13 protein-coding genes and 1 tRNA gene are annotated in these 14,552 nt (G+C 57.6%); 11 read left to right on the forward strand and 3 right to left on the reverse strand.

What is annotated here, in order from left to right; translation table 11 throughout:
- Positions 1–12: 12 nt before the first annotated feature.
- Together J3P76_RS10055 and J3P76_RS10060 are read right to left on the reverse strand one after the other, a co-directional pair.
- Positions 13–294: a peptidylprolyl isomerase gene (locus J3P76_RS10055; RefSeq protein ID WP_042610373.1), complete on the reverse strand. Its 282-nt coding sequence runs from the start codon at positions 292–294 to the stop codon at positions 13–15.
- Between the two features lie 73 nt (positions 295–367).
- Positions 368–1,252 (reverse strand): esterase/lipase family protein, encoded by an 885-nt coding sequence (locus J3P76_RS10060; RefSeq protein WP_434559481.1) that lies wholly within the window; start codon positions 1,250–1,252, stop codon positions 368–370.
- A gap of 324 nt (positions 1,253–1,576) precedes the next feature.
- Between J3P76_RS10060 and J3P76_RS10065 the strand changes: the two genes are divergently transcribed.
- Positions 1,577–2,629 (forward strand): hypothetical protein, encoded by a 1,053-nt coding sequence (locus tag J3P76_RS10065; RefSeq protein ID WP_434701804.1) that lies wholly within the window; start codon positions 1,577–1,579, stop codon positions 2,627–2,629.
- Between the two features lie 73 nt (positions 2,630–2,702).
- Here J3P76_RS10065 and J3P76_RS10070 read toward each other — a convergent pair whose 3' ends face one another.
- Entirely contained in the window at positions 2,703–3,773 is a 1,071-nt protein-coding gene (locus J3P76_RS10070) for a 3-deoxy-7-phosphoheptulonate synthase (RefSeq protein WP_434701805.1), read from the reverse strand.
- Positions 3,774–4,343: 570 nt separating this feature from the next.
- Here J3P76_RS10070 and J3P76_RS10075 point away from each other — a divergent pair.
- The 10 genes from J3P76_RS10075 (at position 4,344) to J3P76_RS10120 (ending at position 13,775) form a co-directional block, all read left to right on the forward strand.
- Positions 4,344–4,496 carry a hypothetical protein gene (locus J3P76_RS10075; RefSeq protein WP_434606423.1) on the forward strand — a complete coding sequence of 51 codons (153 nt, stop codon included), beginning with the start codon at positions 4,344–4,346 and terminating at the stop codon, positions 4,494–4,496.
- 10 nt (positions 4,497–4,506) lie between these two features.
- On the forward strand, positions 4,507–4,935 hold the full coding sequence (locus J3P76_RS10080) for a GNAT family N-acetyltransferase (RefSeq protein WP_434559475.1): 429 nt from the start codon (positions 4,507–4,509) through the stop codon (positions 4,933–4,935).
- Between the two features lie 129 nt (positions 4,936–5,064).
- Complete coding sequence (gacA, locus tag J3P76_RS10085) at positions 5,065–5,706, forward strand: response regulator transcription factor GacA (protein ID WP_003200277.1); 642 nt, start codon at positions 5,065–5,067, stop codon at positions 5,704–5,706.
- A gap of 2 nt (positions 5,707–5,708) precedes the next feature.
- Positions 5,709–7,532 (forward strand): excinuclease ABC subunit UvrC, encoded by a 1,824-nt coding sequence (uvrC, locus tag J3P76_RS10090; protein WP_420763562.1) that lies wholly within the window; start codon positions 5,709–5,711, stop codon positions 7,530–7,532.
- A 32-nt stretch (positions 7,533–7,564) separates the two neighbouring features.
- A complete protein-coding gene (gene pgsA / locus J3P76_RS10095) occupies positions 7,565–8,125 on the forward strand; it encodes a CDP-diacylglycerol--glycerol-3-phosphate 3-phosphatidyltransferase (protein ID WP_030141409.1) in 561 nt (186 codons plus the stop codon).
- Positions 8,126–8,187: 62 nt separating this feature from the next.
- Positions 8,188–8,263: transfer RNA gene (locus J3P76_RS10100), tRNA-Gly, on the forward strand.
- Positions 8,264–8,485: 222 nt separating this feature from the next.
- The gene (locus tag J3P76_RS10105) at positions 8,486–10,327 is read left to right on the forward strand and encodes a tyrosine-type recombinase/integrase (RefSeq protein ID WP_434701806.1); all 1,842 of its coding nucleotides are present in this window, start codon (positions 8,486–8,488) and stop codon (positions 10,325–10,327) included.
- A gap of 541 nt (positions 10,328–10,868) precedes the next feature.
- Positions 10,869–11,912 (forward strand): hypothetical protein, encoded by a 1,044-nt coding sequence (locus J3P76_RS10110; protein ID WP_434701807.1) that lies wholly within the window; start codon positions 10,869–10,871, stop codon positions 11,910–11,912.
- A gap of 7 nt (positions 11,913–11,919) precedes the next feature.
- Positions 11,920–13,092: a hypothetical protein gene (locus J3P76_RS10115; RefSeq protein WP_434701808.1), complete on the forward strand. Its 1,173-nt coding sequence runs from the start codon at positions 11,920–11,922 to the stop codon at positions 13,090–13,092.
- Positions 13,089–13,775 carry a hypothetical protein gene (locus J3P76_RS10120; protein WP_434701809.1) on the forward strand — a complete coding sequence of 229 codons (687 nt, stop codon included), beginning with the start codon at positions 13,089–13,091 and terminating at the stop codon, positions 13,773–13,775. Before J3P76_RS10115 ends, J3P76_RS10120 begins: the two co-directional genes overlap by 4 nt.
- Positions 13,776–14,552 lie beyond the last annotated feature (777 nt).

Genomic DNA, 14,552 nt, shown 5'->3' on the forward strand with positions numbered 1-14,552 from the left:
GATAAACCGAAATCAGTCCTGGCGGCTGGTTACTTCCAGCAGGTGATAGCCGAACTGGGTCTTGACCGGGCCTTGAACCACATTGATCGGAGCGCTGAATACCACGGTGTCGAATTCCTTGACCATCTGGCCCGGGCCGAACGAGCCCAGGTCGCCGCCCTGACGGCTGGATGGGCATGTGGAGTTGGTTTTGGCGACTTCAGCGAAATCAGCGCCAGCTTCAATCTGGGCCTTGAGTTCGTTGCACTTGTCTTCGCTGGAAACCAGGATGTGGCGGGCAGTGGCTTTGGCCATGGAGGTATTTCCTTTCAGTGTCGTAAAGCGCCCAGCCTACCGGAATCAGTCCGCGGTTGTTGCCAAAATTGCGTCAGAGTCCGACGATCCGCAAGCGTTCTGCATGTTTCACGTAGAGCTCCATCGGGTCGTTTCCCTTGCGCCAGCCTCCGTCAGCGCCCTGGTTGAGGGTGTCCAAGTGATCCATTGGGTAGTCGGAGCGGATCACCTTGCCCAGGTGGGAGCTGAAGCGTCCGACGATGCCATCGTTCTGTCCCGCCTCGGTGGTGAAATATTCGGAAAAAGCGCGGCAGAAGTCATGCAACGGATCGGGCGCGCTATTGCCGGCTTGTTTCACGGTTTCCTGCACCGTGCCACTCCAAGAGTAATACCGCACGCCGTTAACCAATTGCGGCCCGTTGCCGCCCCAATGTCGGGGCAAGCCTTGCGGATACCTGTCATTGAATGCGCCTACGCCTTCGGTAGTCAGCGCCGCCAGCGCTGCAATAGCGTTTTGCGGAAGCTGTGCCTGGCCACTGAGCAGTGAAATGAAATCGGCGAAAAGCGTGGCGACCCGGTTCGCCACGTGTTCCGGCAAACGACCAGGCGTGAGGGCCTTGCGCAGGAAATCAGCGAGTTCCGACCCTTGGTTGGGGCCGCTGACGGAGGTGACCGAGGCGACACTGCCGGGCGCCAGGGCGGCGGCATAACGAGCGGCCAACGCGCCTTGCCCGTGGCCGATAAGGTTGACCTTCGCGGCCCCGGTTCCTTCGAGAACCCGGTCCATCTGAGCCAGCAACTGTTCGCCGCGCGCTTCGTTGGAGTGGGTGGCCGACACGTACGGGACGAATACTCGGGCGCCGGCATTGCACAACGCCTGTCTGACGTCGTGAAAAAGTTCGAGCGGGCCGACCCTGTCGAACCCGAACAAACCATGTACCAAAAGGATGGGAAAGCGGGTGGTTGCATTCCGTTGCATGTTCGTACCTTTTTCGAAGAGGTTCATGTTGAGTTTGCGGCACCACTCTAATCCAGGCCGTTAGTGAGCGGTGTAGGACCAAACCGTTACTAGCTGTGGAAACAGGAATAGAAAGCGCGAGAAATTTTCCTCAAAAGCCAGGCGGCTCCTGCGGTTTCGGACGCTTCCGATAACCGATTGCCCTTCAAGCCACATCTCAAGGAGCGAGAGACCACGCAACTTGTCGCCTCGTCTGGCTGCGCGTCCCGGGCCGGAGAGTTCTAATGGTTTCATCCGGTGTCGCTATGGAAGCGGTGCCCCTTTCCAAGGGACTGGAGCCTGGAAATGACCATTGAATCAACTGTACGAAAAAGCCGGCCTCCATCGCGAAAGCTGCCCGCGCCTTTGCTGGCGAGGGCCCGCGAAGGCATCGTCGACCCTGCCTGGAGCAAGGCCGTCATCACCGTCAAGCCGTACCCGCTCATGTCCTGTGGCGACGAGCTGATGTTGTATTGGCGCGGGCTCAATAACGAAGGCGAGCAGTACCACCATCAAATTCGCCGGTTCGTCACGGAGCGGCAGGTCGGGCGCGAGCTTGTCTTTGTTGTACGCGAACCGCATATCGCCGAACTCGACGGCGGCTCGCTGGAAATTTCGTACCGGGTCATTGGCAAGCAGTTGCCGACCGAATTGGCCTCACAGGCCCTTCAGTTGCAAATTGGCGACGTGGCGCCGCTGCTGCTGCCACCCATCGCCAATGATGCGGTGGGTGGGCACCTTGATCCGGGGCGGGTGCCTGAAGGCACGACGATGACCGTGCGGCCTTATTCGCGAATGGCGGCCGGTGATCGACTGATCCTTCTGGCCAGCCGCGATTCCAAGCCATTGTGGCGGGATGTGCTGGACATAGAGGCTCATGCAGTGGGAGAAAAAGTATCGTTCTGGATCGATCATGGAGACATCGCTTCCCATATCGGGCACTCGTTGACCGTGGCTTATGTCGTCAGGCGCGGACATTCGATACGTCGAGCCGAGCCGCTGTCCGTCTGGATCGGTCCTCTGGTACGCCCAGCGCTGGTCGCGCCGAGGGTATTGGAGTTGATGGAGGGTGAGCTGGATGTCGACGGGCTCCATGGCGCAGCGACGGTGGTGATCGACGGCGTAGGGCTGGAGGCGGGCGAACGGGTCTGGTTGCAATGCGACGGCAGCTACTCGGATGCCCAGGAGCGGGAAATCACCGAGGCCACGGCCGGCCAGCCAGTTGTCTTCACGGTGCCGATTGCCTATTGGCAGGAGCAGGGCGGCCAATCGGTCCGCCTGTTCTATCAGGTTGAGCGTCTGGATGATGTAAGCCAGCGCTCGCCGGAGATCACCATTGAAGTTCGCGCCAGGCCGTAACGAAGGATCCGCAATGAAAAAAACCGTGGCGAGGGAGCCAGCTCCCGCGCCACGGCATGAACGGGTCCGAAACTCAGACGCCCAATCGCAACCTGCGATGAGCCTGGCGCAGCAACTGCTCGGTGGACTCCCAGCCAAGGCATCCATCGGTCACCGACACGCCGTAGCGCATCGCCGGCCCCAACGGTTGGCAGCCTTCGAAGAGGTGGCTTTCGAGCATCATGCCGATCAGGGCCTTGTTGCCTTGCAAGCGCTGTTGTAGCACGTCCTCGAACGCATGGGGCTGGCGCAGCGGATCCTTGCCACTGTTGGCGTGGCTGCAATCAACCAGGATGCGGGCCGGGATGTTGAGGCGGGCGAGGTCGGCGTGAATCTGCGCCACGCTTTGGCAATCGTAGTTCGGGCCGCGGTGGCCGCCGCGCAGGACCAGGTGCGTATCAGGGTTGCCTTGGGTCTGGATGATCGCCGGATGCCCTTGGCTGTCGACGCCGAAATGTCGATGGGGGTGCGCCGCGGAGCGCATGGCATCGCAGGCGATGCCAACCCCGCCGTCGGTGCCGTTCTTGAAACCGACCGGCATGCCCAGACCGCTGGCCATTTCCCGGTGAATCTGCGATTCAGTGGTGCGCGCGCCAATGGCGACCCAGCTAAGCAGGTCGTCGAAGTAACCGGCGGCCATCGGCTGCAACAGCTCGGTGGCCACGGGCAGGCCGAGTCGGAGCATCTCACGCATCAACTCCCGCGACAGCTCGAGGCCGGTGGCCATGTCGTCGCTGCCATCGAGATGGGGGTCGTAGGCCAGGCCTTTCCAGCCCACGGTGGTGCGGGGCTTTTCCACGTAGGCGCGCATCACCAACAGCATGCTGTCGCTGACTTCCCGGGCAAGGCGAGCCAGGTTGGCGGCGTATTCGAGCGCGGATTTCGGGTCGTGGATGGAGCATGGGCCAACGATGACCAGCAGGCGGGAATCTTCGCCGTCGAGGATGGCGCGGATGGCCTGGCGATGGGCGCCAACTTGTTGGCTCAATATGCTGTCTAGCGGCAGTTGTTGCTTGAGTTGCAACGCGCTTGGCAGGCGCAGGGTCAGGGTTTCATTGGCAGGGCTGAGCGTGGACAGCGGCAAAGCGGAGACGGACGAATTCATGATCTGGCTTCCTGGGCGAGCAGCGGGTTCGTTCCCGCGCCGGCCCTAGTTGGGTGTTCGACAATTGGCCGTAATGGCCCGCAACGTTGGCATGCCACCGATAGGTGACCGATCGGAGGCGGCAGGCTGTCCCGAGCGGTGGCTGGTAAATCGCCAGGCGGAAAAACTGTCGTAACGGTAATAAGTGGCGTAGTTCATGGTTCGATCCTCAACTGGTGTGATGCTGCGTATGTCTGGGGCCTGAAAAACAAAACCCCCGGTCGGGAGGCCGACCGGGGGTTTGGAAAACTCTGGAAGGCGACCCGTTTAAAATGGGCGCCGGTTGGGTATCAGGCGCGCCAGTGGCTAAACCAATACCCAAAATAAAAGCTTACCGAAGTTGGCACGTCGTTCGCCCAGGCAGCCACAACCGAGCGCGAGGCACTGGTAGGTTGAAGCGGTGAAAGGGCGCTGGACATGGTGTGTCTCCGATGAATGATCTGGAGCTTACAAGAGCGCGGGGCGGCCGTTCAATAAGAAAATGCTATGGCCTTTTAATAACAACCCCATCGCTTGAATCCGACGGGCTTTATGACAAACTCCAGCGTTGTGCCAATTTCAATCACCGAAGTCGACAATGACCCGGATGGCACGCTAATGGCAGCGGCCCCAGGCGTGGAAGAGCTGTTGGTCATCGCTCGCCGCGACGACGGTCGTTGGGCGGGTGAGCCCGTGGCATTGTGACGAGGTTTCAATGAGTTTTGTATGGCGCCCGGCTGAAGTCGGTGACGTTGAATTCGCACGTCAATTGACTTGCAGCAATATGCTTCCCTATTACCTTCGCCATGATTTGCTGTGGCAGGACGAAGCGTTCGATCTGGCCTGGGTCATCCGCCAGAACTGGATTCTTCAGCGCAATGAACAGGCGCTGGGTTTCGTCAGTCTCAGTCGTGATGCTCGCGCCTTGTACATTCGGGAGTTGCAGATCGATGAGGCGTTTCGTCGGCAGGGTGCCGGAACCTGGGCGATCGGACAGGTCTGGACGATGGTGGCAAATGAGCATCGACCGGCGTTGCGGCTCACCGTTTTCAAGGACAACCCGGCCCGCGCGCTCTATGAACGCATGGGGCTGCGGGTGGTCGGTGAGGATGAGTGTTTCCTGAGGATGCAGCGAGACGCCTAGGCTTGAGGCGTCGAATATTGGATCTGAAGACTTGTTGTAACTTTTATCTGCCCGTTTGCGCTAGGTCTGCCGAGTGCTTTTTGCTAAGGTGTGGGCAACCCATACAAGACCAAATCGTGAGGTGTCTGCTTGATTAGGGTGTTAGTGGTCGACGACCATGATCTCGTCCGTACGGGCATAACACGAATGCTGGCTGACATCGATGGCCTGCAGGTGGTTGGCCAGGCCGAATCCGGGGAAGAATCCCTGATCAAGGCGCGTGAATTGAAACCCGACGTGGTGCTGATGGACGTCAAGATGCCGGGCATCGGTGGTCTTGAAGCCACGCGAAAACTGTTGCGTAGCCATCCGGACATCAAGGTCGTCGCGGTGACCGTCTGTGAAGAAGACCCGTTTCCCACCCGGCTGCTTCAAGCTGGGGCGGCGGGCTATCTCACCAAGGGCGCTGGCTTGAACGAGATGGTCCAGGCCATCCGCCTGGTATTTGCCGGACAACGCTACATCAGCCCGCAAATCGCCCAGCAATTGGCGATCAAGTCTTTCCAGCCGACCAACGATTCGCCCTTCGATGCGCTGTCCGAGCGAGAGATCCAGATTGCGCTGATGATCGTCGGCTGCCAGAAGGTCCAGATTATTTCCGACAAATTGTGCCTGTCGCCCAAAACCGTCAATACCTACCGTTACCGTATCTTCGAAAAGCTTTCGATCAGCAGTGACGTCGAGTTGACGCTGCTGGCGGTGCGTCATGGCATGGTCGACGCCAGCGCCTGATAATGACCGAACAGTTTGATCCAAGTGCTTTCCTGTCCACGTGCAGCGGCCGCCCCGGCGTGTACCGCATGTTCGACAGCGACGCGCGCCTGCTTTATGTCGGTAAGGCCAAAAACCTCAAGAAGCGCCTGGCCAGCTACTTCCGCAAGACTGGCCTGGCACCGAAGACGGCCGCGCTGGTGGGTCGCATCGCGCAGATCGAAACCACCATCACCGCCAATGAAACCGAGGCGTTGCTGCTTGAGCAGACGCTGATCAAAGAATGGCGGCCGCCGTACAACATTCTGCTGCGCGACGACAAATCCTATCCGTACGTGTTTCTGTCCGACGGGGCGTTTCCGCGCCTGAGCATTCATCGCGGAGCCAAGAAGGCCAAGGGCCGATATTTCGGTCCTTACCCCAGTGCCGGGGCGATCCGTGAAAGCCTGAGCCTGTTGCAGAAAACCTTTTTCGTACGCCAATGCGAAGACAGCTACTACAAGAACCGCACCCGGCCCTGCCTGCAACACCAGATCAAACGCTGCAAGGCGCCCTGTGTCGGCCTGGTGGAGCCCGAGGTCTACGCCGAAGACGTGCGTCACTCGGTCATGTTCCTGGAGGGGCGTAGCAATGCGCTGACCGATGAGCTGTCGGCCGCCATGGAAGAGGCCTCGATCAATCTCGAATTCGAACGCGCCGCTGAGCTTCGCGACCAGATCGGGCTGCTGCGCCGGGTTCAGGACCAGCAAAGCATGGAAGGCGGCAGCGGCGACGTCGATATCGTGGCCGCGTTCATCAACCCGGGCGGCGCCTGTGTGCACTTGATCAACGTGCGGGGCGGCCGGGTTTTGGGCAGCAAGAACTTCTTCCCCCAGGTAGGGATCGAGGAAGACGTCTCCGAAGTCATGGCCGCTTTCCTGGGTCAGTACTACATCAGCAGTCCGGAACGCGACTTGCCCAGCGAGTTGATCGTCAACGTGGTTCATGAGGACTTTCCGGCCTTGATCGAAGCCATCGAAAAGCTTCGCGGTCGCGAACTAACCATCAGCCACCGTGTGCGTGGCACCCGTGCGCGCTGGCAGCAACTGGCCGTGACCAACGCCGAACAGGCCCTTGGCGCACGCTTGGCCAACCGCCAGCACGTCGCGGCGCGGTTCGATGCCCTGGCCGATGTCCTCCACCTGGACGAGCCGCCGCAACGGCTGGAGTGTTATGACATCAGCCACTCCAGCGGCGAGGCAACGGTAGCCTCCTGCGTGGTTTTCGGCCCGGAAGGTCCGATCAAGTCCGATTACCGTCGCTACAACATCGAAGGCGTTACCCCTGGCGATGACTATGCCGCCATGCATCAGGCATTGATGCGGCGTTTCAGCAAGATAAAGGACGGGGAGGGCAAGTTGCCGGACATCCTTCTGGTAGACGGCGGCAAGGGCCAGTTGTCCATGGCCCGGGACGTCCTCAACGAGCTGGCCGTTCCTGACCTGATCCTGCTCGGCGTGGCCAAAGGCGCGACGCGAAAGGCCGGTTTCGAGACGTTGTACCTGAACGACGCGGCCCACGAGTTCACGTTGAAAGGGGATTCGCCGGCGCTGCACCTGATCCAGCAGATCCGCGACGAAGCCCACCGTTTCGCTATCACCGGCCACCGTGCCCGCCGAGGCAAGACCCGCCGCACCTCCACGCTGGAAGGCGTTGCAGGGGTCGGGCCGACGCGCCGGCGCGATCTATTGAAACATTTTGGTGGATTGCAGGAACTGTCTCGTGCCAGCATCGAGGAGATAGCCAAAGCACCCGGTATCAGTAAAAAGCTCGCAGAGTCGATTTATGCAAACCTGCATAGCGAGTAGAATGCCCGTCAACCTCGTAGCCAGTTGTGCCGATGAATATCCCAAACCTGATTACCGTTCTACGCGTCCTGCTCATCCCGATCTTCATATTGCTGTTCTATTTGCCGTACCACTGGAGCTACGTGGCCTCCGCCTCGGTCTTTGCCTTCGCCGCCGCGACGGACTGGCTCGACGGCTACCTGGCTCGCCGCCTGGAGCAGAGCACGCCGTTCGGCGCGTTCCTCGACCCAGTGGCCGACAAACTGATGGTCGCGGTGGCCCTGGTGCTGCTGGTGCAGGAACACGGCAATCTCTGGCTGACCCTGCCGGCGGCGGTGATCATCGGCCGGGAAATTGTCGTCTCGGCGCTGCGTGAGTGGATGGCCGAGCTGGGCGCCCGCGCCCAGGTAGCCGTGTCGAACCTCGGAAAATGGAAAACCGCCGCGCAGATGCTGGCCCTGGTGATTCTGCTGGCCAACCCCTCGGATTTCAGTTTCTGGGTGCTGTTGGGTTATGCCTTGCTGCTGGTGTCCGCTGGGCTGACGCTATGGTCGATGGTCCAATACCTGCGCGCCGCCTGGCCGCACCTGCGGACTGACGTTGATCCGAAATAAACTTTTTTGAATCAAAGGGTTGACGGCGTGTTTGGATTCTATAGAATGCGCCACACCAAGACGCGGGAATAGCTCAGTTGGTAGAGCACGACCTTGCCAAGGTCGGGGTCGCGAGTTCGAGTCTCGTTTCCCGCTCCAAATATTGCGCTGCAGAGTTCCACTGAATTCTGTAAGTGATTGAAATCAGGGCCTTCAGGCCCTTTTTTCGTTCCAGCGGGAACCACTGAAATCCAGCACTATCCGGTGCGTTTAAGTCCAGAATTGAGTCCAGGATTCTGACGAGCACCGAATCGGTTTAATGCTGGAGCAGATTGTGTAGCGAGATGAGCATTTGGCCCTGACTCTGTTCAGGAGCTCGCTATGGCACTCTCAGAAATGACAGTTCGGCATGCCCGAATCACCGGTAATGACTACACCCTCGGCGACAGTGATGGTCTCACGCTCAATGTGACGGCCAGAGGCGGAAAAGTCTGGCTCTTCCGTTATTACTGGGCAGGCAAGCAGAAGCGCATGTCCCTCGGTAGTTACCCCCAAATTGGGCTTAAAGAAGCCCGTACCCGTCGTGATTCAGCACGTACCTTGGTTGCCCAGGGCATCAATCCCTATGAGCATCGCAAACAACAGCGGCTTGCTGTTCATGCTGCGAAGGAGCACACCTTCGAGGCCGTGTTCAATCAGTGGGTGGAGTTCCGCAGGCTGAGCCTGAAGGAAGGGCGTCAAAGCACGCTCTCGCAGATATTGAGGATCTTCAATAAAGACGTCTTGCCCACCCTGGGCGGGCGGTCCATCTACGAGATCAATCGTCACGATCTGCTGGATTTACTGAGCAGGATCGAACAGCGCAAGGCCTTAACGACAGCTGAAAAATGCCGGACTTGGTTCAACCAACTGTTCCGCTATGCGCTGGTGAAGATCGAGGGGTTGGAACACAACCCGGCTTCAGACCTCGATGTGGTCGCACTTCCCAAGCCTTCCGTGACGCACAATCCGTTTCTCCGCATGGACGAGCTGCTGGCATTGATGGCTGCTCTTCGAAAATACGGTGGCGCCAACCAAACTCGGCTTGGCCTTCGGTTGTTGCTGCTGACCGGTGTCCGCACGGGCGAGCTGCGGTTGGCGACGCCCGACCAGTTCGATCTGGCGAAGCGTTTGTGGGTCATACCGGCGGAGGTGGTGAAGCAGCTCCAGTTAGCGATGCGGAAGCCAGGTAAGCAGACCCAAAATGTACCGCCGTACATTGTCCCGCTGTCGGTTCAGGCGCTGGAGATCGTGCGTCACTTGCTGGACCAGGTTGTCCCCGCACAGCGCTACTTGTTTGCGCATCGAAGTGACCTGAGCAAGCGTATCAGCGAGAACACGCTGAATGGCGCGTTGCGTCGGATGGGGTATGCCGATCAACTCACCGGTCATGGCATGAGGGCGACGATCTCGACGGCGTTGAACGAGATCGGGTATCCAAAGGTTTGGGTGGATGCTCAGCTTTCTCATGCTGATCCGGACAAGGTGAGCGCGGCCTACAATCACGCGGAATACGTTGAACAGCGCCGGACCATGATGCAGGACTGGGCGAATCGTCTGGACCTTTGGGGGCAGGGCCAGCTGAAAGCGGCAAGCTCTCCGCTTACCATCCGATTGGAGGGGGCTACTTCGCTGCCGTCACTTGAAAACGTGAGCGCAAATTCCATTCAGTTCAACGGCAACTTTCCAGTGGCAACGGTCTCGGTGCCCAAGGCTTCGGTTAACGACGAGCCGGCTCTTGTCGTGTCGCATCAGTCGCCTGTCGTACCTCTTTCGGTGTCGACTGAAAAACCGCAAAAATCCCACGTGTCTGACATCCAGCGCGAACGTGCCGAGATGCTGGCCACCTATGAGGCTTCGAGTAATTTGCCGCTGCTGGTCTTCGCCAAATTGGCAGGCAAATCCCGAGATCAGATCAATCGCGACATCAAGGCTCGCCGTCTGCTGTCGCTGAGCCTGGGGAATCGCGGTCAGCGTATTCCCGATTGGCAGCTTGATCCACTGCGGCACAAGTTGGTGCTTGCTGCGTTAGCGCGGTTTCCGGATGTCGATGCGTGGAGGCTTTATGGCGCCCTTTGTAAGCCTCATGAGCGATTAAAAGGTCGCGCGCCAATCGATGTGCTTACTACGGAGAATTTCGATGTGACCGCACAAATCGTTTGCAGTGCGCTGGGTTCAAGCTGAGGTGCTGTCTTTGGGCTGTGATAACGGATGTCGCTGCTTGCTTGGGTCCATCTAGCTCGGGCTGCCGTAAATGCGTGAATTTCACGCGTTGCCTGAGGTGCGGCGAAAATGTTCGGCAAGAGGCTTCTATTGCGCAGGAAGACACCCTTTGGCAATATCTCGCTCCCGCCCGCTCTTGTCAGCTCTCCATCCCTCTCATTTGGGGGCTGCGTCTTGGGGATGGCGGGTAACCACCCGGCCTCGTGCCGGGTTTTTTTTCGCTCAGCCTGCCGAGCGAATGTGATCCTCAATCCGCAATCCTGATTTCACTGGGGCCAGGTTTCCGTTTTTAACTGGATTGGAAGTCCCTTCCGGGGGCTCCTCTCCACCGCAACACGTGATGCGCGGGTAATCACCCATCAACTGGTGGCCGGGCACGATTTTTTACGGTACTTTGTGCTGGCATGAGGCCATATTTGCAGCAGGACGCACCTCCACGGCTAGGGCCAATATCTCCTTGCCGGTACCGTTCCTGCGCATTCATTTCGTGACAGGAACGACCATGTCAGGCGGCGAAACCGAAAAAATTGCGAGGCTCGCGGAGCTCGTTTCCAGCGACATCTTCAACTTCTTCCGCTGGAAGAAAGAGGGGCCTGCCAACCTCAACTTCGCCTGTGTGAAGAAGGAAACACACGCGCCCTTGAAGAAGTCTGAGCACACGCACCCGACTGACGTGGTGTTCAAGTACGCAGATCCTTATCTGAACAAAGCCATCTACCTTCATACCGATTTGAAAAGCTATGCGGTTGGCTCCATCACGCTGGACTCGATCAAGATGGCCCTGAAGTCCCTGGGCAAGACCATCGACTGTGCCCGTGCTTCGCTGGAATGGCAGACTCGCTACCATTTGGCCAAGCGTGAGAAGTATGAAATTCGTGGGATGCTATTCGTCTATAACCACGATGACGAATACGATAAGAATTTCTACGATCACTTCAAGGATTACAAAGGTGAGAATCTGCATATCAAAAATTCTCAGCAGGTTCATATCGTCGAACCTTCATTAATCAATTACCTGAAGACGCTGCAGCTCGATGTAAACACCCTCAGAGCAGAAGGGACATTCCCGAAGGAAAATTACACCTTCTATTACCCTGACCTCGTCTTGCACAAGGCTAGTGGTGAGTACTGGGATCGTGCGGCAACCGCAGAGCTCATCGCTTCGCCGTATATGATCATTCACCACAAAGAGGTGATGTCGTACTGCGAGAAAGCCAAAGACGTGACTGAAACGTATAGCGAAGGCTATCTGATCTATTATCGCCGCGATGGTAGCACCGAGATCGAGTTCAGGTACCTATTTGACGCGCTATCCAGGTTCCAGATCCTCAACGCCAACAAGGACTTGAAAATCCGAATCAGAGTTGCCACTCGCCACCATCACAGCAGCATCCTCAGCAACTTCAATGCTGCCATCAACAGCTATGTGACCGAGTGGGGCGAAGACGAAAACCGCAAACGGAAACTGCAGGCGATCGAACTGGAGATCGTGAATCACGCGATTCCGAACTATAAGCCCGAAGCGATCGGATGGGAGCGAGACTGACATGAGAATGGGTAGTTTGTACTTTGCATCCGACAAAGCGATCTACGATGCGCTAACGCAGCGAAGCCTGACGAGCGCTGAGCTCAGAAAAGTCTTCCTCTCCAGAGGGATCGTGATCTCCAACGAGTCGGACAAAAAATTCCTAGCCAATCGATTCAGTGCCCTATTCCATGACTACTACGATTATCGGAATCTGTCGCTCTTGGTGGGTGGCCGTGACAGTCGTGAGAAAACCACCAACGTGGTCGTCACGACAGCGGTTACTAAAGACCAACTGACCGACGCTCTCACCTCCGTCAAGGAATGGCTGGTGGATGACCAGCACGAGCAGGCTGAGGTGGCCGTCCACGGTGATCAGCTCAAGCTCACCGTCAAATACCAGAAGCTCGATCTGAGTCAGGCAGAGTTCCGTCAGGTGGTTGAGAAGACGGCGGAGGTGATCCTCGAGAAGCAGGGCAGTGGCTGGAAGATCACTGGCCCCATGAACGACAAGTTCAAGGACATCACAGATCAGTTGTATTCCCAAATCGAGATCGTCACTGATCAGGACGTGGCGACCCGAACCATTTCCTTGGAGGCGGTCCCTGATGCGGGCATCAGGACGAACTTTCTTCGCAGCTTGATCCGCAATCTCAAGGACATGGAGGTGGTCGATGTGGTCGACGTCTCCACGTTCAACCCTAAAGACCAAGAAGATGATGATCTGGATCTCAGTGACGATGCGCTGGTGATCGAGGATTCGATTGAGGTTGAGTCAGAAGATGAGGGGGAGGAAGTGGGGGATGGCGACCCTGAAGCTGAACTGGCCAGGCCGCAGCCAGAAGCCAGGATTCACAAGATCATCCGCATCGACAAGGCGTCCCTGAAGGGTAAGGGTGTCCTGGAGTCGAAGCAGTTGCTTGAGCTTGAAGGCCACGGGTTCTATATGTGGAAGATTCGATGGAAAGCTCGTGAGAAGCTCGTTGGATCTGAGCTAGTCCTGTTTGAGGCTCAGTTTGGTAACCAGACCAAGTACTGCGATTTCTCCTACATCGTCAAAGGTGTCTATAACTACCACAACGGGAAATACGCTAAAAACCTGGTACGTGCCGAGCCGGTGTTCGAGCAGAAGCTTAAGATCCGCCTGGAGGAGGCGGCGCAGAACACCCTGAATGACATCGAAAGGAGTCTGACGACATGAAGTCAAAGCGGCTGAAACTCTGGGTTCTGACCGCTCGCATTGACTTTCAGACCCTTGTGCATGGACTTCGACAACAGCCGTTCAACGACCAGAATCGCGTTGGTGTCGAGGCTATCGAGATCCTGGATGGCAAGGCAACCTTTCGGTACCACGAGCAGCGGGAGATCACCCAGTCGTTCACGAACCCTCTGGGCGAAACCGTCGAATCGAGTTACTCGACGCTCATCAGCTTCGACATGGTTTTCGAAATGCTTGGGCCGGATCGGTATTCGATCTGCATGGGTTCGCCACCGAAGGATTTGAAGCCGTTCGTGGAGCTCATGCGAGCGGCAGCCGGGACGAACTTCGCACTGGAGATCGTGAAGCCGGACATCTCTTCGATTTATCAGCAGCTCAAGGATGACAAGCGCTTCGCAAGAGTTATGGCCAAGCGGATCGTTTCTGGAGCGGTGCCGTTCGACATCGAAAGCAGCTACCGGGTCGATATTGCATCGACGGGGAACGCGATGTCGAAGCTGTTGGAGATCACGGGCGGCCGCGCGGCACCGATCGACAAGATCAAAATCGTCTATACGTACGACTCAAGGCCTGTTCAGATTGAACTCTCGCGCTCAGGTTCGATTGCAGTGTCGTGGGATGATGAGGAGCACCTGCACCTGCTGACAGGCCTCTTGATCCGGTAAATGAGCAGAGACTACGAGAGGTCGAGCGGGATGTGCCAAGCCTGTCTCGGCTGTCTCGGCGCTTGGGGCGTTCAAAAAACTCAGCTCCACCCATCAGACCTTTGACTGCCAGTAACCGGAAAGGGGACGACTTTATATTCTCTAATGTCCCCTTTTGGCCGCTCTCTGCCAATCATGGTGACAAAGCGTGTTGGTCAAATCCGATGCAATCGTTGGTCAGAACGAATGCAAATGACCGGTCAGGTTGAATGCAAGCGGGTGGTCAAGTGGCGTAATTTCGTAGCTATGGGGGCGAACCTATGCACGGTGCATAGGTCACCAATAGTACCTCGCATGACGACTCTCCTCGTTTGATTGAACTTCGCCGCCGGGAGTCTCCACACCACGGACTCAAGGCACTCGTTTGCCTATAGTTCTGGCCGAGAAAACCATCCTCGCGTGACGCACCTTTATGTACGGCAAATCACGCATTTGTGATCTTCCGTGAACGTGATGGCAGCACCAAAGCAAGCGTTGGCGTTTTCGAGGGCTACCTGAATTCGACGGTGGAAAGTGCCCAGAATCATGTGACCGAGCCACTTGGCACAGAAAGGATAAACGCCCAAGCGTGTGACGGCGGGGACGGTAACCGTTCAAGAAGTTCAAAAGGCAGTCCTTAGCGAACAAGGTCGTGGAGCCATACTCCGCAGGACGGCAGTCCGAGGGTTCTCGCACTATCCAGTCCACTGTTGCAGGGGGCTAGGATTCTCCAGTCACATGATGGCATAGTGCCTTATC

Origin of the sequence: Pseudomonas sp. D1-36 (genome assembly GCF_051132205.1) — a bacterium.
In the GTDB taxonomy this organism is placed as follows: domain Bacteria; phylum Pseudomonadota; class Gammaproteobacteria; order Pseudomonadales; family Pseudomonadaceae; genus Aquipseudomonas.

What these genes read in the sequence shown, in the direction of transcription:
- J3P76_RS10080 (WP_434559475.1), top strand. Translation starts at nt 4,507, where the DNA reads ATGAGTTTTGTATGGCGCCCGGCTGAAGTCGGTGACGTTGAATTCGCA.
- J3P76_RS10060 (WP_434559481.1), bottom strand. Translation starts at nt 1,252, where the DNA reads ATGCAACGGAATGCAACCACCCGCTTTCCCATCCTTTTGGTACATGGT.
- pgsA (WP_030141409.1), top strand. Translation starts at nt 7,565, where the DNA reads ATGAATATCCCAAACCTGATTACCGTTCTACGCGTCCTGCTCATCCCG.
- uvrC (WP_420763562.1), top strand. Translation starts at nt 5,709, where the DNA reads ATGACCGAACAGTTTGATCCAAGTGCTTTCCTGTCCACGTGCAGCGGC.
- J3P76_RS10070 (WP_434701805.1), bottom strand. Translation starts at nt 3,773, where the DNA reads ATGAATTCGTCCGTCTCCGCTTTGCCGCTGTCCACGCTCAGCCCTGCC.
- J3P76_RS10115 (WP_434701808.1), top strand. Translation starts at nt 11,920, where the DNA reads ATGGGTAGTTTGTACTTTGCATCCGACAAAGCGATCTACGATGCGCTA.
- J3P76_RS10075 (WP_434606423.1), top strand. Translation starts at nt 4,344, where the DNA reads ATGACAAACTCCAGCGTTGTGCCAATTTCAATCACCGAAGTCGACAAT.
- J3P76_RS10065 (WP_434701804.1), top strand. Translation starts at nt 1,577, where the DNA reads ATGACCATTGAATCAACTGTACGAAAAAGCCGGCCTCCATCGCGAAAG.
- J3P76_RS10055 (WP_042610373.1), bottom strand. Translation starts at nt 294, where the DNA reads ATGGCCAAAGCCACTGCCCGCCACATCCTGGTTTCCAGCGAAGACAAG.
- J3P76_RS10110 (WP_434701807.1), top strand. Translation starts at nt 10,869, where the DNA reads ATGTCAGGCGGCGAAACCGAAAAAATTGCGAGGCTCGCGGAGCTCGTT.
- J3P76_RS10105 (WP_434701806.1), top strand. Translation starts at nt 8,486, where the DNA reads ATGGCACTCTCAGAAATGACAGTTCGGCATGCCCGAATCACCGGTAAT.
- J3P76_RS10120 (WP_434701809.1), top strand. Translation starts at nt 13,089, where the DNA reads ATGAAGTCAAAGCGGCTGAAACTCTGGGTTCTGACCGCTCGCATTGAC.